The 19,699-nt window shown below is 73.2% G+C and carries 16 protein-coding genes; 2 read left to right on the top strand and 14 right to left on the bottom strand.

Annotated elements, in window-relative coordinates; translation table 11 throughout:
• Positions 1-7: 7 nt before the first annotated feature.
• From uvrC to uvrA, 5 genes are all read right to left on the bottom strand, one after another.
• On the bottom strand, positions 8-1,939 hold the full coding sequence (gene uvrC, locus HNP84_RS27935) for an excinuclease ABC subunit UvrC (protein ID WP_376771969.1): 1,932 nt from the start codon (positions 1,937-1,939) through the stop codon (positions 8-10).
• A gap of 137 nt (positions 1,940-2,076) precedes the next feature.
• The gene (locus tag HNP84_RS27940) at positions 2,077-2,553 is read right to left on the bottom strand and encodes a Rieske (2Fe-2S) protein (RefSeq protein WP_185052888.1); all 477 of its coding nucleotides are present in this window, start codon (positions 2,551-2,553) and stop codon (positions 2,077-2,079) included.
• 128 nt (positions 2,554-2,681) lie between these two features.
• Positions 2,682-3,185, bottom strand: coding sequence for a Rieske (2Fe-2S) protein (locus HNP84_RS27945; protein WP_312925832.1), 504 nt, complete (start codon positions 3,183-3,185; stop codon positions 2,682-2,684).
• A 145-nt stretch (positions 3,186-3,330) separates the two neighbouring features.
• Positions 3,331-3,735, bottom strand: a complete 405-nt coding sequence (locus HNP84_RS27950) for a Rieske (2Fe-2S) protein (RefSeq protein ID WP_185052889.1) — start codon at positions 3,733-3,735, stop codon at positions 3,331-3,333.
• Positions 3,736-5,201: 1,466 nt separating this feature from the next.
• Positions 5,202-8,042 (bottom strand): excinuclease ABC subunit UvrA, encoded by a 2,841-nt coding sequence (gene uvrA, locus HNP84_RS27955; protein WP_185052941.1) that lies wholly within the window; start codon positions 8,040-8,042, stop codon positions 5,202-5,204.
• A 198-nt stretch (positions 8,043-8,240) separates the two neighbouring features.
• Here uvrA and HNP84_RS27960 point away from each other — a divergent pair, with 198 nt between their 5' ends.
• Both HNP84_RS27960 and HNP84_RS27965 read left to right on the top strand, forming a co-directional pair.
• On the top strand, positions 8,241-8,996 hold the full coding sequence (locus tag HNP84_RS27960; protein ID WP_185052890.1) for a maleylpyruvate isomerase family mycothiol-dependent enzyme: 756 nt from the start codon (positions 8,241-8,243) through the stop codon (positions 8,994-8,996).
• Complete coding sequence (locus HNP84_RS27965; RefSeq protein ID WP_185052891.1) at positions 8,993-9,637, top strand: MBL fold metallo-hydrolase; 645 nt, start codon at positions 8,993-8,995, stop codon at positions 9,635-9,637. Before HNP84_RS27960 ends, HNP84_RS27965 begins: the two co-directional genes overlap by 4 nt.
• Positions 9,638-9,998: 361 nt before the next feature.
• Here HNP84_RS27965 and HNP84_RS27970 read toward each other — a convergent pair whose 3' ends face one another.
• The 9 genes from HNP84_RS27970 to steA form a co-directional block, all read right to left on the bottom strand.
• On the bottom strand, positions 9,999-10,307 hold the full coding sequence (locus HNP84_RS27970) for a hypothetical protein (protein ID WP_185052892.1): 309 nt from the start codon (positions 10,305-10,307) through the stop codon (positions 9,999-10,001).
• A gap of 401 nt (positions 10,308-10,708) precedes the next feature.
• On the bottom strand, positions 10,709-11,566 hold the full coding sequence (gene pssA / locus HNP84_RS27975) for a CDP-diacylglycerol--serine O-phosphatidyltransferase (protein ID WP_185052893.1): 858 nt from the start codon (positions 11,564-11,566) through the stop codon (positions 10,709-10,711).
• A complete protein-coding gene (locus HNP84_RS27980; RefSeq protein WP_185052942.1) occupies positions 11,553-12,164 on the bottom strand; it encodes a phosphatidylserine decarboxylase in 612 nt (203 codons plus the stop codon). The genes pssA and HNP84_RS27980 overlap by 14 nt, the downstream gene beginning before the upstream one ends.
• A gap of 155 nt (positions 12,165-12,319) precedes the next feature.
• Positions 12,320-13,411, bottom strand: a complete 1,092-nt coding sequence (locus HNP84_RS27985) for a TerC family protein (protein WP_185052894.1) — start codon at positions 13,409-13,411, stop codon at positions 12,320-12,322.
• Positions 13,412-13,786: 375 nt separating this feature from the next.
• Entirely contained in the window at positions 13,787-14,890 is a 1,104-nt protein-coding gene (locus tag HNP84_RS27990) for a glycosyltransferase family 4 protein (RefSeq protein WP_185052895.1), read from the bottom strand.
• Entirely contained in the window at positions 14,883-16,562 is a 1,680-nt protein-coding gene (murJ, locus tag HNP84_RS27995) for a murein biosynthesis integral membrane protein MurJ (protein WP_185052896.1), read from the bottom strand. The genes HNP84_RS27990 and murJ overlap by 8 nt, the downstream gene beginning before the upstream one ends.
• A gap of 13 nt (positions 16,563-16,575) precedes the next feature.
• The gene (locus HNP84_RS28000; RefSeq protein ID WP_246518746.1) at positions 16,576-17,520 is read right to left on the bottom strand and encodes a hypothetical protein; all 945 of its coding nucleotides are present in this window, start codon (positions 17,518-17,520) and stop codon (positions 16,576-16,578) included.
• 4 nt (positions 17,521-17,524) lie between these two features.
• Positions 17,525-18,493 (bottom strand): copper transporter, encoded by a 969-nt coding sequence (locus HNP84_RS28005; RefSeq protein WP_185052897.1) that lies wholly within the window; start codon positions 18,491-18,493, stop codon positions 17,525-17,527.
• Complete coding sequence (gene steA / locus HNP84_RS28010) at positions 18,490-19,686, bottom strand: putative cytokinetic ring protein SteA (protein WP_185052898.1); 1,197 nt, start codon at positions 19,684-19,686, stop codon at positions 18,490-18,492. The genes HNP84_RS28005 and steA overlap by 4 nt, the downstream gene beginning before the upstream one ends.
• Positions 19,687-19,699 lie beyond the last annotated feature (13 nt).

The following is a 19,699-nucleotide window of genomic DNA, read 5'->3' on the forward strand; positions in this document are numbered from 1 at the left end:
CGCTCGGTCATGCATCCTCCCCCTTCAACGCCGACACGATCACCTCTGCCAGCGCGGGGCCGATGCCCGGGACCTCGCAGATCTCGGCCGTCGTGGCGGCCCGCAGCCGTTTGACCGAGCCGAAGTGCCGTAGCAGTGCCTGCCTGCGCGCCGGGCCCAGCCCTGGAACGCTGTCCAGGGCGCTTTCCTTGGCACTCTTGGAGCGCTTGGCTCGATGGTAGGTGATGGCGAACCTGTGGGCCTCGTCTCGCACCCGCTGCAGTAGATAAAGCCCTTCGCTGGTCCGGGGCAGGATGACCGGCTGGTCGTCGCCGGGGAGCCAGACCTCCTCCAGCCGCTTGGCCAGGCCGCACACCGACACGTCGTCCACGCCCAGCTCGTCCAGGGCCCGCTGGGCCGCCGCCACCTGGGCCGGGCCGCCGTCCACGACCACCAGGTTGGGCGGGTAGGCGAACTTGCGCGGCTTACCGGTCTCGGGGTCGATGGGCTCGCCGCCGCCCGGCTCGGCGTCGAGTTCGCCCGTGGCGCTGCGCTCCTCAAGGTATCTGCGGAACCGGCGCAGGATCACCTCGTGGATGGAGGCGACGTCGCCCTGGCCGGACATGCCGCGGATGGAGAAGCGGCGGTACTCGCTCTTGCGGGCCAGGCCGTCCTCGAAGACGACCATGGACGCCACCACGTCGTCGCCCATGGTGTGGGACACGTCGTAGCACTCGATCCGCAGCGGCGCCTGGTCCAGGTCGAGCGCGTCGGCGATCTCCTGCAGAGCCTTGCTGCGCGTGGTCAGGTCGCTGGCCCGGCGCAGCTTGTGCTGGGCCAGCGACTCCTTGGCGTTGCGCTCGACCGTCTCCAGCAGCGACCTCTTGTCGCCGCGCTGCGGCACCCGCAGCTCGACCCGGCCGCGGCGGTGCTCGCCGAGCAGCTCGGTGACCGCCTCGGCGTCGGGCGGCAGCGCGGGCACGAGCACCTCGCGGGGCAGCGACTCGGGGGCGGCGTCGCCGTAGATCTGCAGCAGGAAGTGCTCGACCAGCTCGCCGGGGGTGGTCTCCTCGACCTTGTCCACCACCCAGCCGCGCTGGCCGCGGATGCGCCCGCCGCGCACGTAGAAGACCTGGACCGCGGCTTCGAGCTGGTCCTCGGCCAGGGCGATCACGTCGCAGTCGGTGGCCTCGCCCAGCACCACGGCCTGCTTCTCCAGCGCGCGCTGCAGCGCCTGCACGTCGTCGCGGAGCCGGGCGGCGCGCTCGTACTCCTCCTCGGCCGCGGCCTCGCGCATCTCGCGCTCCAGCCGCTTGATGAACCGGCTGGTGTTGCCGGCCATGAAGTCGCAGAAGTCCTCGGCCAGCGCCCGGTGCTCCTGCTCGGTCACCCGGCCCACGCACGGCGCGGAGCACTTGTCGATGTAGCCGAGCAGGCAGGGCCTGCCGATCTGGCCGGCCCGCTTGAACACCCCCGCCGAGCAGGTGCGCACCGGGAAGACGCGCAGCAGCAGGTCGACGGTCTCGCGGATCGCCCAGGCGTGGGAGTAGGGCCCGAAGTAGCGGGTGCCCTTGCGCTTGGCCCCCCGCATGACCTGCACCCGCGGGAATTCCTCGTCCATGGTGACGGCGAGGTAGGGGTAGGACTTGTCGTCGCGGTACTTGACGTTGAACCGGGGGTCGAACTCCTTGATCCAGGAGTATTCGAGCTGCAGCGCCTCGACCTCGGTGCCGACGACGGTCCAATCGACCCCCGCCGCCGTCTCGAGCATGGTGCGGGTACGCGGGTGCAGCCCGGCGAAGTCGGCGAAGTAGGAGTTCAGCCGCTGGCGCAGGCTCTTGGCCTTGCCCACGTAGATGACCCGGCCCCCGGCGTCCTTGAACCGGTAGACGCCGGGCGACTCGGGGATCGACCCTGCCGCGGGCCGGAAACTGAGGGGACTCACCGCCGATCTCGCCACGCCCAAAGCCTATCCGCCCGCACCGACAGACCAGGGCCGTCCGAGCAGGGGACCGCAAGAGCACAGCCCGCGAGAGCGAGCACGAACCCCCACCGGACAGGCGAGCGATCGGGGCGCGGACCGGCGGCCCGTACCGCTCAGGCGAGCGTGATCTGGTCCCCGGAAACGTTGATCTTGACTTCGGCCAGCGGCTGGGTCGCCGGGCCGCCCTGCACGGAGCCGTCGGAGATGCTGAACTTGCTGTTGTGGCACGGGCACACGATGGATCCGCCCTCCACGGACCCGACCGGGCACCCCTTGTGCGTGCACATGGCGTTGAACGCCTTGAACTGTCCCGCGGAAGGCTGGGTCACCACGACCTTCTGCGCCTCGAAGATCTTGCCGCCGCCCTCGGGGATGTCGGCGGTGGCGGCCAGGGCCCCGTCCGCCGCGGGCGCCGAGGACTCCGCCGCCGGCGCCGAGGTCTCGGCCGCGGGAGCGGAGCTCTGGCCGTCGCCGGCGGGCGCGGCCGTGGTCTCGCCGGACCCACCGCAGGCCGCCAGCACGGCCGCGAGGCCGCCCGCGCCCACACCCATGATCACAGTACGCCGCGTCGCGTTATCGATCTCTGCCATACGGTAAAAAAAACCAGGTCGTCCTGAGAAAGATATGAGACCTTCTCACCGCGGCAAACCGCCCTGGCAGCGCGAAAACCCGCCGCCCGCCGGGTGGGAGGGGCGGACGGCGGGTGGCTCGCGGGGCGTCAGGCCAGGGAAATGGAGTCGCCCGACACCTTGATCTTCTTCTCGGCCAGCGGCTTGGTCGCCGGTCCGCCCTGCACCGAGCCGTCGGAGATGCTGAACTTGCTGCCGTGACAGGGGCAGTTGATCGTCCCGTCGGCGACGGCGTCCACCGGGCACCCCTGGTGGGTGCAGGTGATGTCGAACGCCTTGAACTGCCCCGCCGAGGGCTGGGTCACCACGACCTTCTCCGACTCGAAGACCTTGCCGCCGCCCTCGGGGATGTCGGCGGTCGTGGCGAACCCCCCGCCGCCCCCGTCGGCCTGCTCCTGATCGGCGGGCGCCGACTCCTCGGCGGAGTCCTGGGGCGCGGTGGAGGTGGCGGTGTCGATCACCGCGCCGTCCTGCGCGGCCGGCTGCCCGTACCCGGAGCACGCCGTCAGCACGGCGACCAGACCCGCGCCGCCCGCCCCGAGCAGCATCGTCCTACGGGTCGTGTCGGACGCCGGGGGCGCGTCCTCACTCACAACAGCCTTCCGGCGCTCAGCGTCGAAATACACGGTCACCCTCCCGGGGGTTGTCTTCTCCTAGACGTACGGCCGGCGCGTGGCGCCGGTTCAGCATGACGCACCCGCGTCCCCCGGGACTATGAACATTTACCCCCTCGACCGGTCAGGTCAGGATGATCCCGTCCCCCTGCACACGCACCGGAAACTCCACCAGCGGCCCCTCCGCGGGCCCCTTCAGGCATGCTCCGGAGTCCAGCGCGAACTCGCTGCCGTGACACGGGCACACCACCACCCCCGCCCGGAACCGGTCCACCGGGCACCCCTGGTGCGGGCACTTCGCCGTGAACGCCTTGAACACCCCCGCCGACGGCTGCGTGATCACAACGGCCCGGTCCCCGACCACCTTCCCGCCCCCCACCGGAATCTCCCCGGTACGCGCGACCACCTTCCCCTTCAACTCCTCCGGCACCACCGGCGGCCCCGACCGCCCCGCCGCACACCCCGAGACGACCACGGCCCCCGCCGCCCCCGCCACAACCCCCAGCACCTGCCGCCGCCCGACCCCCATGACGCTGCCTCGCCTCCATATCCCTGGCTCACGAACAGAACGCCCAGCGTATTAACCCCCACCCCCGGTCCCGCCCCCACCCCACCCGTCCGCCCGAACACTCCCCGCCTTCCCCGGCCCGCTGCACAGCGGCCCGGCCGGAAGGCGTCCAGGCCACTGGCGGATCTTCCGCAAGACGGATGAGGGCGAGTACGCGACAGCGCCCCCACCCACCGCCTCCTCCCGACCGCGCACACCCGTCTGCGCGCTCAGCACATGCCCGCCAACCGCCCCCAGCCGCCTTAGACGCCAATGCGAGGCTCCCCACCGCCCATCCCCTCGGCCCCCGGAGCAGCAGCGGCCGAAGCGAAAGCCCCGAACCCCCGCCGGCGCGCCACGCCTTCGGGGCCCGCGCGGATGCACCGGCCGCGGCGCCCGGAACCCCGCCGCCCGCCCACCCACGGAGGACCCAAGCACGCGCGCTATGCGCGTGGGCACCCACGCGCCGACGCGCGCCTCCCTGCGCCTGGCAGGCCCCTGGTCACGGCCAGAGCGCGCCCTCGTCCGCCCGCACGCCGCCCGATCAGACCCGCCGACCGGCCCGGCCCACCGGGCATCGGCCCAGGTGCCAGGTGTCCAGGCAGTGGTGAATCCTCCACCAGACAGGATGGGGGCGGATAATGGAACCTGCGCGACCGCGACGCCCTCGCGCCCCTCCCGAACGCGGCCCCGCCAGGGCCGATGGTCGCCACGCCGATCATCGCCACGCCGCTCGCCATCACGCCGCCCACCACCACACCGCCCACCACCACACCGCCCACCACCACACCGCCCACCACCACACCGCTCGCCACCACGCTGGTGGTCATGGCGCCCGTCGTCACTGGGCTGGTTGCCTACCCGCCCCACGCGCCCTGCCGTGGACGCGCACGCCCCCATACGCGCCGGACCCCGCGCTCTACGCGTGGCCGGATGCGGCACCCGCCCACTCCGCTCCTTTCCCGCCTGGCAGCCCTCCTGGTCGCGGCCAGAGCAGAGCGCCGCCCTCGCCCGCCCGCACGCCGCCGATCAGGCCCGCCGCCCAGCCCCGGCCCGCTGCACAGCGGCCCGGACGGACGTGCCCAGGCAACCGTGGATCAGCCGCAAGACAGGATGAGGGCGGGTGCCGGAAGCTGCGCGCACGCGACGCCCTCCCGCCACCTGCGCCCGAACACGGACACCACCTGCGCCCCGCTGGCCCTGCGCGTGGCCGGACCACGCCCAGCGCCGCCCCTCGGTCGCAGTCAGAGGGAGGGAGCGGCGGCGGAACGCCAAGACCGAACCACACGCCCGCCTACGCGCTTCGTGTGCCCGCCTACACGCTTCGTGTGCCTGCCGGTGGCCGCGCACGGCAGCCGCCGTCTACGCGTCCATGGGCGCGTTCCGGCCGGCTGGGACGCGCCCCTGCCCCGAGGTGGGGCGGGGGCGCGTCAGGTGGCCTTGCGGCGTCAGGAGCCGAGGATCTTGCGGAGGAAGCGGCCGGTGTGGCTGTCCTCCACCAGGGCCACTTCCTCGGGGGTGCCGGTGGCGACGACGGTGCCGCCTCGGGAGCCGCCCTCGGGGCCCATGTCGATGATCCAGTCGGCGGTCTTGATGACGTCGAGGTTGTGCTCGATGACGATCACCGTGTTGCCGCCGTCCACCAGGCGGCCGAGGACGCCTAGCAGGCGGCGGATGTCCTCGAAGTGCAGGCCGGTGGTGGGCTCGTCCAGGACGTAGACGGTGCGGCCGGTGGAGCGGCGCTGGAGTTCGGAGGCGAGCTTGACCCGCTGCGCCTCGCCGCCCGACAGGGTGGTGGCGGGCTGGCCCAGGCGGACGTAGCCGAGCCCCACGTCGTTGAGCGTCTTGAGGTGGCGCTTGATGGCCGGGATCGCGTCGAAGAACTCCAGGGCCTCCTCGATCGGCATGTCGAGGACCTCGGCGATCGTGCGGCCCTTGTAGTGGACCTCCAGCGTCTCGCGGTTGTAGCGGGCCCCGTGGCAGACCTCGCACGGGACGTACACGTCGGGCAGGAAGTTCATCTCGATCTTGATGGTTCCGTCGCCCGCGCACGCCTCGCAGCGTCCGCCCTTGACGTTGAAGCTGAAGCGGCCCGGCTGGTAGCCGCGGACCTTGGCCTCGGTCGTGGCCGCGAACAGCTTGCGCACGTGGTCGAACACGCCGGTGTAGGTGGCCGGGTTGGAGCGCGGGGTGCGGCCGATGGGCGACTGGTCGACGTGCACGACCTTGTCGACCAGGTCGATGCCGTTGACCCGGGAGTGCCGCCCCGGGACCGTGCGGGCGCCGTGCAGCTCCTTGGCCAGGGCGCTGTAGAGGATGTCGTTGACCAGGGTGGACTTGCCCGACCCGGACACGCCGGTGACGGCGGTGAACACGCCGAGGGGGAACTCGACGTCGACGCCCTTGAGGTTGTGCTCGCGCGCGCCCTTGACCACGAGCTGGCGCTTGCGGTCGCGCTTGCGCCTGGTCTGCGGCACCGCGATGGTGCGCCGCCCCGACAGGTACGCCCCCGTCAGCGAGGTCTCGCTGGCCAGCAGCTCGTCCACGGTGCCGGAGACGACCACCTGGCCGCCGTGCTCGCCCGCGCCCGGCCCGATGTCCACCACCCAGTCGGCGGCGGCGATGGTGTCCTCGTCGTGCTCGACGACGATGAGGGTGTTGCCCATGTCGCGCAGCCGGAGCAGTGTCTCCAGCAGCCGCTGGTTGTCGCGCTGGTGCAGGCCGATGGACGGCTCGTCCAGGACGTACAGGACGCCGACCAGGCCGGAGCCGATCTGGGTGGCCAGGCGGATGCGCTGGGCCTCGCCGCCGGCGAGGGTGCCGGCCGCGCGGTCCATGGTCAGGTAGTCGAGCCCGACGTCGAGCAGGAAGCCCAGGCGGGCGTTGATCTCCTTGACCACCCGCTCGGCGATGTGCATGTCGCGGTCGGACAGCTTCAGCTCCGACAGGAACCTGGCGCACTCGCCGATCGACATCGCGGAGACGTCGGCGATGGACCGCTCGCCCACCGTGACCGCCAGCGAGACCGGCTTGAGCCTGGCCCCCTTGCAGGCGGGGCAGGGGATCTCGCGCATGTAGCCCTCGAAGCGCTCGCGGGTGGCGTCGCTCTCGGCGTCGGCGTGGCGCTTCTGCACCCAGGTGATGACGCCCTCGAAGGTGGTGTAGTAGGAGCGCTGGCGGCCGTAGCGGTTGCTGTAGCGGATGTTGACCTGCTCGTCGTGGCCGTACAGCAGCGCCTTCTGCGCCCGCTTCGACAGCCGCTCCCACGGGGTGTCGAGCGTGAAGCCGAGCACGTGGCCCAGCGCCTCGATCATGCGCTCGAAGTACTCGCTGGTGTGGCCCCCCGACCACGGGCTCAGCGCCCCCTCGCCCAGGGGCTTGGACGGGTCGGGCACGACGAGGTCGGGATCGACCTCCATGCGGGTGCCGAGGCCGGTGCACTCGGGGCAGGCGCCGAAGGGGGAGTTGAAGGAGAACGAGCGCGGCTCCAGCTCCTCGAACGACAGGTCGTCGTAGGGGCAGTACAGGTGCTCGGAGTAGAACCGCTCGCGGTTGGGGTCGTCGTCGGGCAGGTCGACGAAGTCGAGGGTGATGGTGCCGCCGGACAACTGCAGCGCCGTCTCCACCGAGTCGGTGAGCCTGCGCCGGGCGGAGTCCTTGACCGAGAGCCGGTCGACGATGACCTCGATGTCGTGCTTTTCGTACTTCTTCAGCACGGGCGGCTCTTCCAGCCGGACCACCGTGCCATCGACCCGGGCGCGGGCGAAGCCCTTGGTCTGGAGCTGGGCGAACAGCTCGGCGTACTCGCCCTTGCGCCCGCGCACCACCGGGGCCAGCACCTGGAACCGGGTGCCCTCGGGGAGCTCCAGCACCCGGTCCACGATCTGCTGCGGGGTCTGCCTGGCGATGGGCCGGGAGCACTTGGGGCAGTGCGGCTTGCCGATGCGGGCCCACAGCAGCCGCAGGTAGTCGTAGACCTCGGTGATGGTGCCGACGGTCGACCTGGGGTTGCGGCTGGTGGACTTCTGGTCGATGGACACCGCGGGCGACAGGCCCTCGATGAAGTCGACGTCGGGCTTGTCCATCTGCCCGAGGAACTGACGCGCGTACGCCGACAGCGACTCCACGTAACGGCGCTGCCCCTCGGCGAAGATCGTGTCGAAGGCAAGGCTCGACTTCCCCGAGCCGGACAGCCCGGTGAAGACGATCAACGAGTCGCGCGGGAGGTCCAGCGAGACGTCTTTGAGATTGTGTTCACGTGCGCCACGCACGATCAGGCGGTCAGCCACGGCGGTCCCGATGTCCAAGGTCGAAAAGGTCAATACCTGCTGCACGGGCAGAGTAGCCGGGGGGTGCGACAAAAACCGGCGACCGGAGTCTCGGTCACCGTCCAGAGTAGGGCCTCCGCAGGTCACATGGGTCAACAACCTCGAAGACGAGAGTTATGCCCGGGGCGGCGATGATGGGATGGGGTGAAGGGAGCGACCATGACCGACGTCCTCGACGCGCTCACCGCCGAGCTCGCGGCGGCGACCAACCGGCTGCTCGCCACCGTCGCCGGGCTCGCCGACTCCGACGTGACCGCGCCGTCCCGGCTCCCCGGCTGGACCCGCGGCCACGTGCTCGCGCACATCGCCCGCAACGCCGACAGCCACCTCAACCTGCTGACGTGGGCGCGCACCGGGGTGGAGACGCCGCAGTATCCGGACCACGAGGCCCGTGCCGCCGCGATCGAGGCGGGCGCGCGGCGCCCCGCCGCCGAGCAGCTCGCCGACCTGGAGGAGAGCGCGGCGCGCTTCGCGGCAGCGGTGCGCGGCATGCCCGCGTACGCCTGGCGGGCGCGCGTGCGCGGGCTGGGCCCGCCCGAGCACCCCGCCTGGTACGTCCTGGTACGCCGGGTGCGCGAGGTGGAGGTCCACCACGTCGATCTGGACGCCGGCTACGACTGGACCGACTGGCCCGAGCCCTTCGTACGCCGTGAGCTGCACGACGCGCTCGCCTGCTGGCCGCAGGCCCACGACACGTCGATCGGCGAGATCCACGCGGGCGGGCGCCGCTGGACCGGCCTCGGCGCGGGCCCCGCCGTGCACGGCGCCCCGGCCGAGGTGCTGGCCTGGCTGACGGGCCGCGCCCCCGGCACGGGTCTTAAGGTGATCCCTGAGGGCGCGGTCGCGCCGCCGCCGTGGCTGACCATGCCGGCCCCGCCGCGCCTGCCCGCGACGCCTCCGAAGGAGTATCCGTGAGCTACACCGGCGATGTCACCAAGGACGGCCCCGCAGACGTGCGCGAGCTGCCGGACCTCACCATCAGCAAGATCGAGGTGGGTGACTTCGGCAACAACGCCTACCTGCTGCGGTGCACCGAGACCGGCGACGGCCTGCTCATCGACGCCGCGGCCGAGCCGGAGCGGCTGCTCGCCCTGATCGGCGACCGCCCGATCAGCAAGATCGTCACCACCCACCGGCACCAGGACCACTGGATGGCGCTGGAGGACGTCGCCCGCGCCACCGGCGCCACCGTGATCGCCCACCCGCTCGACGCCCCCGAACTTCCCGTGCCCGTCGATCAGCAGGTCGAGCACGGCGACCGGATCACGGTCGGGGTGGTCACGCTGGAGGTGATCCACCTGCGCGGCCACACGCCGGGCTCGATCGCCCTGCTCTACCAGGACGGCCACATCTTCACCGGCGACTCGCTCTTCCCGGGCGGGGTCGGCAACACCCAGAAGGACCCGGCCCGCTTCGCCCAGTTGTTCGGCGACGTCAAGGAGCGCGTCTTCGACCGGCTGCCCGACCACACCTGGGTGTATCCGGGCCACGGCAAGGACACCACCCTGGGCGCCGAGCGCCCCAGCCTCCCGGAGTGGGAGGCCCGCGGCTGGTAACGCATCCCCGATCGAGGGACACGCAGGCAGGCCCCGGCCTACGGGGCGCAGCCCGGACGCGCAGGGCCGGTGCGGGGACGCCGACCCGGAGACGCGCGGCCCCTTCGGGGACGCCCGGGGCCCTTGGGGACGCGCAGGGTCGGGAGACACGCAGGCGCGGGTAGTGGGGACACGCAGGCCACGACCAGGGTGCCGGCCAGGCCGAGGAAGGCGGCCGGCCACAACGCCGCCGGCGGTGCCTGCCCGCCGGCGCGGGCCGCCATCGGAAGAGGGCCGGTCACGAAGATCAGCTCCTGACCGGCCCGGGGACGTGCAGGGCCCGGTGGGGACAAACAGGTGCCGGAGACCGGGGTGGGTGCGGTCAGCCGGGTGTTCCGTGGGGGCCGGTGGCGCGGTCGGGGCCGGCGAAGAGGCGGGTGACGCGGTCGGCCGCGCCCTCGGGGTTCTCGACGCGTTCCAGGACCTCACCCCAGGACCAGCGGTAGAACCATCCCTCGGCGAGCGGGACGCAGTCGACGGTCTCGGTGAGCAGCGCGGCGTCGGGGCCGCTGACCCGCAGCGAGGGCGGATCGCCCGGCCGCAGGGTGGCCGTCAGGCCGCGCAGCTCCAGCTCACGGGCGAGCTTGCCGAGGAAATAGGTGCGGGTGTGCTCCCGCGGCGTGGCCGGCATGGCTCCATTCAAACGTCACCGCGGTCACGCTGTCAGGTCACCCCCCGACCGGCCGTGCCCTGGGCCTCCGCGCCTGCCGGCAGGGGCCACTCAGGGGGACGCGGGCAGAGACCCTGCTCCCCCGCACCCGGCATGACCGGCGGGCCCGCGGCGGGGCGCGGCCGGTCGCGCCTCACGCCGTACGACCGGCCTCGGGCATGCTCGGCGACCGTGCCCCGGCCCCGGCCACGCCCGCACCGGTGACGCCCGGAAGCCGGGCGTGCGCGACCGCGACCGCGCACCGGCCCGGCAGGCTCACACCGGTACGCCCGAGCGCCACAGGTCCGTAGGCCAGGCCACGCCGGAGCGCCGGGCGCGGGCGGTGGCCGGCGTGGGCCGGGCGCTCGGGAGCGGGGTGCGCGTCAGGAGGCGCGCTGCTGCTCGCGGCGCTCCTTGCGCTGGGAGCGCTTGAACATCAGCACGCGCAGCGGGATCGCGGTCACGAGGGCGATCTGCATGCTGGCGCCGACCTTGATCAGGTTGTCGCCGCCCTCGGGCCAGGCGGCCCACACGGTCAGGCAGGCGACGTTCATCATGATCCAGGCGAGCACGATCGCGGCGAGCTGGCCCTTGGGCTTGGGGTACTCGATGCGGCTGACCATCAGCCACGCCGTCGCGAAGATCGCGGCCAGGGAGATCGGCGAGGGCTGGAACAGCAGCACGACCGCCACGACGGTCATGGCGCCCATCGGGATGGGCAGGCCCATGAAGTCGCCGCTCTTGGTCTTGACGCAGGCGAAGCGCGCCAGGCGTACGACGCCGGCGAGCAGCACCGAGGCGGCCGCGCACAGCACCACCCACAGCGGGAGGTTCGAGGAGAACCCCGCCCAGATGACCACCATGAACGCCGGCGCGAAGCCGAAGCTGATCACGTCGGCGAGGTTGTCCAGCTCGGCGCCCATGGCCGAGGCGCGGAACCGGCGCGCGACCAGGCCGTCGAACAGGTCGCAGGTCGCGCCGATGAGCAGCAGGACGACCGCGGTGGCGAAGTAGCGCGGGTCGGGCGTGAACTTGAAGCCCGCCTGGAGCTGGCTGATCGCCGACCAGGCGAGGACGCAGACGGCGAGGAACCCGCACAGGGCGTTGCCCAGCGACAGGGAGTCGGCCGCGGACAGGCGGAACGCCTTGCCGACCGGCCCCTTGGGCTCGTCGTCCACCTGCGCGGCGTCGGCGGCGCCGTCGAGGTTGTTGACGGGCCAGCTCGCGTCAGCCGTTGTCAAGGCCGGTCACCCCCGCAACAGTACGCTGCCCGACGGTCACGGCGGGGGTGATGCCTTCGGGAAGGTAGACGTCCACCCGCGACCCCAGCCGGATGAGGCCGATCCTCTCCGCGCGCGCCACCTTGGCGCCCGCCCTCAGGTAAGGCACGATCCGGCGCGCCACCGCGCCCGCGATCTGCACCAGTTCGAGGTCGCCGAGGGCGGTGTCGAAGTGCCAGACGACACGCTCGTTCTGGTCGCTGTCCTTGTTGAAAGCCGGAAGGAATCCACCAGCCACATGCTGCACCGACGTGACCGTTCCGGCAAGAGGTGCCCGGTTGACGTGCACGTTGAGCGGGTTCATGAAGATCGCGACCCGGGTGCGGCCGTCGGGCCACGGGTCGATGCTCTGCACCACGCCGTCGGCGGGAGCGAGCACCCGACCCGGGCCGGGGGTGCGCTCGGGGTCGCGGAAGAACCAGAGCATGCCGCCGGTGAGGGCGGCGAGCGGAGCCGCGGCGATCGCCCAGCGCCGGTCGCGGGTGGCGAGGAGCGAGGTCACCGCGGCGGCCGCCGCGGTCGGGGCGAGCCATGGGGACACGCCTCGTGCCAGCCGCATGCGGCCGGTGTCGAACCCTGCTGAATCGTGGGACACGGGAAACCTTTTGTGATGACTTCCGGCTAAATGTTTGCCGCCTTGCTGGAGGATGTTACCTATCCCGCGCCGGTTATTAGGCACAACGGGACAAGCGGCCGGCCCCGGTCCCGGATCGGTTATCCCTGTGCCGGCCCCTGGCCGCGGCTCGCGATGTGCTCCTGCGGGCCGGACGCCTGCTCCTGGCGGTCCTCGCCGGCGGTCACGGCCGCGGCCTCCTCCGCCGGAGCGCCGGGCGCGCCCGGCTCGGCGGCCACCTGCCCCGTACGGGCGTCGCGGCGCGACTTGAGCAGGCTGGCGATCGTGGTGACGGTCATGGAGACGATGATGACGCCGAGGGACAGCCAGATCGGCACCTCGGGGGCCCAGGAGACCCCACCGGCGTGCAGCGCCTCCAAGATCAGCTTGACGCCGATGAAGCCGAGGATGAACGCCAGGCCGTAGCTGAGGTAGACCAGCCGCTGCAGCAGCCCGCCGAGCAGGAAGTAGAGCTGCCGCAGGCCCATCAGGGCGAAGGCGTTGGCGGTGAAGACGATGAACGCGTCCTGCGTGAGCCCGAAGATCGCCGGGATGGAGTCGATCGCGAACAGCAGGTCGGTGGTGCCGATCGCGATCATCACGATGAGCATCGGCGTGACCATGCGCTTGCCGTCGATCTTGACGGTGACCTTGGAGCCGACGTAACCCGGGGTGGTGGGCAGGGCGCGGCGGGCCCAGCGCAGCACGACGTTCTCCTCCAGGTCCTCCTCCTTGCCGTGCTGGCGCACGAGGTTGACCGCGGTGTAGATGAGGAAGACGCCGAAGACGTAGAACAGCCAGCTGAAGTTGGCCAGGGCGGCGGCGCCGATGGCGATGAAGATGCCGCGCATGACCAGCGCCATCAGGATGCCCACGAGCAGCACCTTGTGCTGGTACATCCGGGGCACCGCGAAGCGGGCCATGATCAGGTAGAAGACGAAGAGGTTGTCGACGCTGAGGCTGTATTCCGTCAGGTAGCCCGCGAAGAACTGCCCGGCCGGGGTCGGCCCGGCCACCACCCACATCCCGATGCCGAACAGCACCGCCAGGGTGACATAGAACCCCACCCAGAAGCCGGCCTGCCGCAGGGAGAACTCCCTCGGCTCCCCGCGATCGACGATCCACAGGTCGAATGCCAGCACCACAAGAAGGCCGCCGATAACGGCGGCCCAAGCCCACACGGATACGTCCACTTTTGTATAAACCTCCGGCGCGCATGACAGATGGCCGGAGGTCTCTCCCGCCCGCGTAACGGTACGGACCGACAGCCCCGGGGGCCTCGCACGATGAGGCGGCACCGTGATGACGAGACTGTCGCGAAGGGATACTCCCCCCCTAATCAAGGCAGTATAGGTTAACGCCGTGGCGCTACCTAATCTTCCCCGGCGCTGGGCGGATACTCCCTGATCAACCGCCCTCCACTCTAAATCGCGGGGGCGACCGGCGCGCGGTTCACAGCCTCACAAGCTCAGGGGCTCAAGGCTCACAGGCTCAGGGCTCACAGGCTCACGGGGGCTCACGGGTTCAGCGCTCACAGCTCGCAGGCTCAGGGGCTCAGGCTCAGGGGCTCACAGGCCGTACGCGGTCAGCGCCGAGGCGGCGGCCTTGCGCTCGCCGGGCAGGTTCCGGCCGCGCCGGGCGGCGGCCTCGGACAGGGCGCGGGCGAGGGCGGGGTCGGCGAGCACCCGGTCCACGGCGTCGCGCAGGGCGGCGGCGTCGCCGTACGGGACGAGCAGCCCGGCGCCGTCGGCGACCATGGCCGGGAGCCCGCCGACGTCGGTGGCGACGATGGGGCGGCCGGCGCGCAGGGCCTCCTGCACGCTCAGCGGCTGGCCCTCCCACCGGCTGGCGACCACGACGGCGTCGGCCGCGGCGAGCAGGTCGGGCACGTCGCCGCGGTCGCCGAGCAGCGCCACCGGCAGCTTGTCCGCCTCGATCCTGCGCCGCAGCGGCTCGCGCAGCGGCCCGTCTCCGGCGATGGCGAACAGGGCCCCGGAGCGGGCGGAGGCGGCGGCGTCCAGGAGGGTCTCCAGGCCCTTCTGCTGGGCCAGCCTGGCGATCGTGAGCAGCAGCGGCCGGCCGGGGGCCAGGCCCAGCTCGGCGCGCACCTCGGCGGGGGTGCGGGCGGGCGGGCGCAGCGGCGGCGCGGGGACGACGGCGTGCCCGACGCGGGGGGCGCCGAGCGCGGCCATGCGGGCGGCCAGGTCGGGCGAGACGGCCAGGACGGTGGTCGCCGTCGCGGCCACGACCCGCTCCAGCGCGGCGAAGACCGCGCCGACGGCCCCGCCGGCCGTGCGGGCGTTGTGCAGCGTCACCACCAGCGGCGTACCGGTGCTGCGGACGGGCAGGGTGCGGGCCAGGCCCGCCAGCGCGCCGGCGCGCAGGCCGTGGGCGTGCACGACGTCGGCCCCGCGGGCGAGGCGGCGCAGCGCGGCGACCGCCCGTACATCGCCCGCCGGGCTGGGCCGCTCGGAGATCGGGACCTCGGCGAACACGGCCCCGGCCCCGGTGAAGCCGAAGGCGTCCTCCGTGGCGCGCGGCCCCGCCACCACCACCCGGTGCCCCGTGTCGGCGAAGCCGGCGGCGAGCATGCGCACGTGCCGCCCGACCCCTCCGGTGCTCGTGCCCAGCACGAGCAGGATGCGCCGGCCCTCCTGCCTTCGCTCAGCCATCCACGCGCTCCCTTCCCCGCCGCGCCCGGGGCAGCGGCAGCCTCGCGAGCAGGGCCTCGGCGTCCCGTCTCGCCACCAGCACGATCCCGGCACCTCCGGCCGCCAGCGCCGCGACGGCCGCCAGGCACGCCACGGCCAGGGCCTGCCACACGCCCTCCGGTCCGGTCCAGGCGCCCGCGGCGGCCACGACCCCGGCGCCGGCCGCCCACGCCAGGCCGCCGCCGAGCACGGCCGCCGCGGTGGCCCGCCACGCGCCGCGCAGCGCCGCCGCGCCCCGGGCGCGCGCCACCGCGAGCGCGAGCACCGCCCCGCCCACCGTCATGCCCAGCGCGCTGCCCAGGCCGAGCCCGCCGATGCGCCAGTCGGCGGGCAGGGTGAGCACCAGCGCCGTCTGGGCGGCCATCACCGCCACCCAGCCCGCGACCGTGCCCGCCGCGGCGGCCCGGCCGCGGCCCGCGGCGTACAGGACCCGGCTCAGGTGCGCGATCAGGCCGTAGCCGACCAGGCCCGGGGCGAACAGCGCGATGGCCGCGCCCAGCTCCGTGGCGGGCACCGCGCTCGCCGCCCCCTCGACGAACACCGCCGCGACCGGCACGGCCACCGCGGCGAGCAGCCCGGCGGCCAGGCCGGAGACGAGGATGACGGCCCGGCTCGTCCGGGCGCTGACCTCGGCGAACGCCTCATCCTCCGCGGCGCGCTGCGACAGGACGGGGAACGCGCTGGTGGCGATGGGCACCGCCAGCACGGCGTACGGCACCTGGTAGATCGCCCAGGCGTAGTTGTACGCGGCGATGGCGCCCTCGCCCACGGCCCGGTTGGCCAGCACCACGACCAGGGCCGTCGCCGCCTGCTGGGCCAGCAGCGCGGCCAGCCCGGCCACGGCCAGCCGCCGGACCTGGGCCGCCACGCCCGGCGGGAAACGCAGCGCGGGCCGCAGGCGCAGCCGCAGCCCGCCCGCCGGGCCGAGCACCGTGACCACCAGGGCCAGCACGCCCAGGGTCGTGCCGACGGACAGGGCCAGCTCGGCGGCCCCGGGAACCGTGCCCGGGTCGGTGACGCCGCCGCTCAGCGGCACGAACGCCAGGTAGGCCACGATCACCACGAGGCTGGAGACCAGCGGGGCCAGCGCGGGCGCGGCGAAGCGGCGGTGCGCCTGGAGGACGCCGTACAGGACCACGGCCAGGCCGTACAGGGGGATCTGCGGGGCGAAGACGACCAGCATGCGGGTGGCGACGGCGAGCACGTCGCCGGTGTTGCAGCCGCGCAGCTCGGGGCCGACGAACAGCGCGATCACCGGCCCGGCGGCCAGCGCGGTGAGCACGGCCAGCGGCACCAGCACGATCACGACCCAGGTCAGCAGGGCCGAGGTGATCCACCCGACCTGCCGCCGCGCCTCCTCCCGCTCGGCCGCCGCGGCGTCCTCGGCGGCCGAGCGCGCGGCGGCCCCGGCCAGCACGGGCACGACCATGCCCGCCAGCGCGCCGCCCACGACGATCTCGAAGACCAGGTTGGGGATCTGGTTGGCGGTGAAGTAGGCGGTGGACAGGCAGTTGGTGCCCACCGTGCGCGCGAACGCGAGCTGCTTGCCGAACCCGGTCACGCGCGCGGCGACCGTGATCACGGCGATCAGCACCGCCGCCCCGGCGAGCCCCTGCCCGAGGCGTTTGGTCACGGGCGCGGCTCGCTCAGGCTCCCGCCTCGGCGGGCTCGGGGGCGGCGGCGACCACGGGGGCCTGCGGCGCCGGGGCGGGGCGGCGGCCCAGCATGTCGATGCGGTTCAGCAGCGGGTTGCCCGCGATCACCTTGGTGAAGCTGATCTTCTCGGACGCCGCCGTCAGCCCGGCGACCGTGCCGAGCAGGACCAGGCGGGCGGGCCGGCCGAGCCGGGTAACCGCGGCCAGGCCGAGCAGCGCGCCCAGCGCGTTGGCGCCGGCGTCGCCGAGCATGGCCCGCTCGCCGAGGTCCTCGGGCAGCAGGGCCGAGGCCGCGCCGAGCGGCACCGCCGCGAGCGCGGCCGTGGCCGCGCCGGCGGGCTCGGCGCCGCCGCGGGCGACCGCCACGGCCAGCAGGGGGCCGCCGGTGAGCAGGCCGACCTTGATCGCGCGGCCGGGCCGCAGGTCGAACAGGTTGGCCAGGTTGGCGCAGGCGGCGACGATCACGCCGTTGAGCGCGGTGTCCACCGGCCCGTCGGAGACCAGCGCGGCGGCGGCCAGCCCGGTGCCGCCGATGCCCAGGATCTTCACCGCCCCGGTGGTGACCTCGCCCCGGGCCAGTGCGCTCAGGTGGCCCTTGAACCCCTTGGAGGACGCCCCGCCGTACAGGTCGTCGTAGGCGCCGAGGACGCCGCTGCCCACGCCCGCCAGCACCGCCGCCGCCCTGGCCCTGACGGGCAGGCCGGGCGCGAGGGCCGCCGCGACGCTCGCGCCCGTGGCGAACGCGGGCCCTTCGAGCAGCGTGATCGGCTCGCCCCGGTGGTTGGTGCGGGTCCAGGTCTTCTCCTCGCCGACCGGCGGCCGGCGGCGGAAGGCGGTGTAGGCGGCGCGCGCCGCCACCGCCCCCAGTGCGGCGCCGCCCATCGCGGCGGCGAGAGGTCCGATGCGGCGGCCACGAAGGGCGCGGGCCAAGGCCATGGGGTCAGCCTCCGGAAGCGCTGGGAGTGGGGGTGGGGACGGGCGCGGGCTCGAACGCCGAGGCGCCGGCGCCCAGGCCGTACTGGCCCGCGTCGCCCGCCAACTGCTCCCGCAGAGCGTAGACCACCACGATGCGGCCCGCGGGCAGATCGGCGGTGTCCACGCCGGACACGACGCTCGACGCCTCGCCGGAGTCGCGCAGCGCCGCGATCAGCCCGCCCGCGGCGGCCGAGGTCTGGGGGCCGGCGACGACGGTGGCGGCGTCGGCCGCGTCGAGCGCGGTGGCCAGCGCGATCAGCGCGCCGTTGCGGGTGTCGGCGCCCTCGCCCTCGTACGGGTCGGCCGGCGCGAGCACCACGGCCAGCGTGGCGCGCAGCGCGGGCTCGCCGCTGAGGGTGATCAGGTCGCCCTTCTGGAAGGCGTCCAGCACGCCGGTGGCGGCCGGGTTCTCGCGCCCGGCCTCGGCGCTGTCGCCGGTGACCACGGCCGCGGCCAGCAGCGCGCCCGCCTTGTCGTACGCCGTGGCGCCCGCGGGGAAGGTCATGTCGGCCGGCTTGGCGGCGGTGGCGAGCTGGTCCACCAGGTTGAGCTGCTGCGGGTCGAGGTACTTGTCGGTGAGCGTGATCCGCCCGCTCACCGCCGCCCCCGACTGGGTCAGCACCTGCTGGGTCGCGTCGCGGATCGCCGGGGTGACGCCGGGCGGCTCCACGAGCAGCACCCGCTCGCCGGCGAGGTCGCCCTGCACCAGCGCCTGGGTGGCGTTGGCGACGAACGCGTCGGTCTCGCCGCTCGTACGGCGCAGCTCCTCGACCTGGGAGAGCAGGTCGTTGTTGTTCTGCCGGACCTGCACGACGGTCTGCTCGGCCAGCCTGATCGCCGGCTCCTGCAGGAACGTCGCGCCGAGCACGATGCCGACCGACAGCGCGAGGAAGATCGCGATGATGGAGACGAGGTGGTACCGGAAATCGATCACGAGAAGAGTCCGACCAGCCAGAAGATGAAGCCGTTCCAGAAGTCCCGCAGCCCGTTGATCCAGATGCGGCCGATCGGCGACACGCCGAGCGCCACGCCGAAGGTGATCAGGGTCGTGACCACGAGCAGGAGGAGCGACCAGGTCGAGATCCGGCTCCGGTAGAGCCGGCTGACGCCCTTGGCGTCCACGAGCTTGCTGCCCACCCGCAGCCGGGTGAGGAAGGTGCTGGCCATGCCAGAGCGGCCCTTGTCCAGGAACTCGATCAGCGTCGCGTGCGTGCCCACCGCCACGATCAGGTCGGCGCCCTTGTCGTCGGCGAGCAGCATCGCGATGTCCTCGCTGGTGCCCAGCGCGGGGAACACGACCGCGTCGCGGCCCAGCTCGCGCACCCGCTCCAGGCCCGGGGCGCGGCCGTCGCGGTAGGCGTGCACGACCAGCTCGGCGCCGCAGGTCAGCGCCTTGGTGGAGACCGAGTCGAAGTCGCCGACGATGAGGTCGGGCAGGTATCCGGCCTCCAGCAGCGCGTCGGCCCCGCCGTCCACGCCCACGAGCACCGGCCGGTACTCGCGGATGTAGGGCCGCAGGGTGGCCAGGTCCTCCTTGTAGTGGTAGCCGCGCACCACGATCAGGACGTGCCGCCCCTCCATCGGGGTGCGGATGTCGGGCACCCCGACGCCGTCGATGAGCAGGTCGCGCTCGCGGCGGACGTACTCCATCGTGTTGGCGGCGAACGCCTCGATCTGCACCGACAGGCCCGCGCGGGCCTCGGTCATCGCGGCCTCGACCGTCTCGCGCGTCTGCACCTCGCCCTTGCCGGCGACCTCGTCGCCGAGGTAGACGACGCCGTCGTGCACGCGGACGAGATCGCCGTCGGAGACCCGCTCGAACAGCTCGGGGGTGGCGTTGTCCACGAAGGTCACGCCGGCGTCGACCAGGATCTGCGGGCCCAGGTTGGGGTAGCGCCCGCTGATGCCGGCCGCGACGTTGACCACGACCGACGCGCCGCACGCCACAAGCGCCTCCGCGCTCACCCGGTCGAGATCGACATGATCGATGATCGCGATCTCCCCGGCCGCGAGGCGCTTGGTCAGCCTCTTGGTCCGCCGATCGATCCTCGCCACTGCCGTCACCCCGGGAAGATCATCGACCTTCCAGCGGCGGAGGCCCGGAACCCTCATGGTCGGCACCTTCATCGTGACCATCCTG

Source organism: Thermocatellispora tengchongensis (assembly GCF_014202315.1).
In the GTDB taxonomy this organism is placed as follows: Bacteria; Actinomycetota; Actinomycetes; order Streptosporangiales; family Streptosporangiaceae; genus Thermocatellispora; species Thermocatellispora tengchongensis.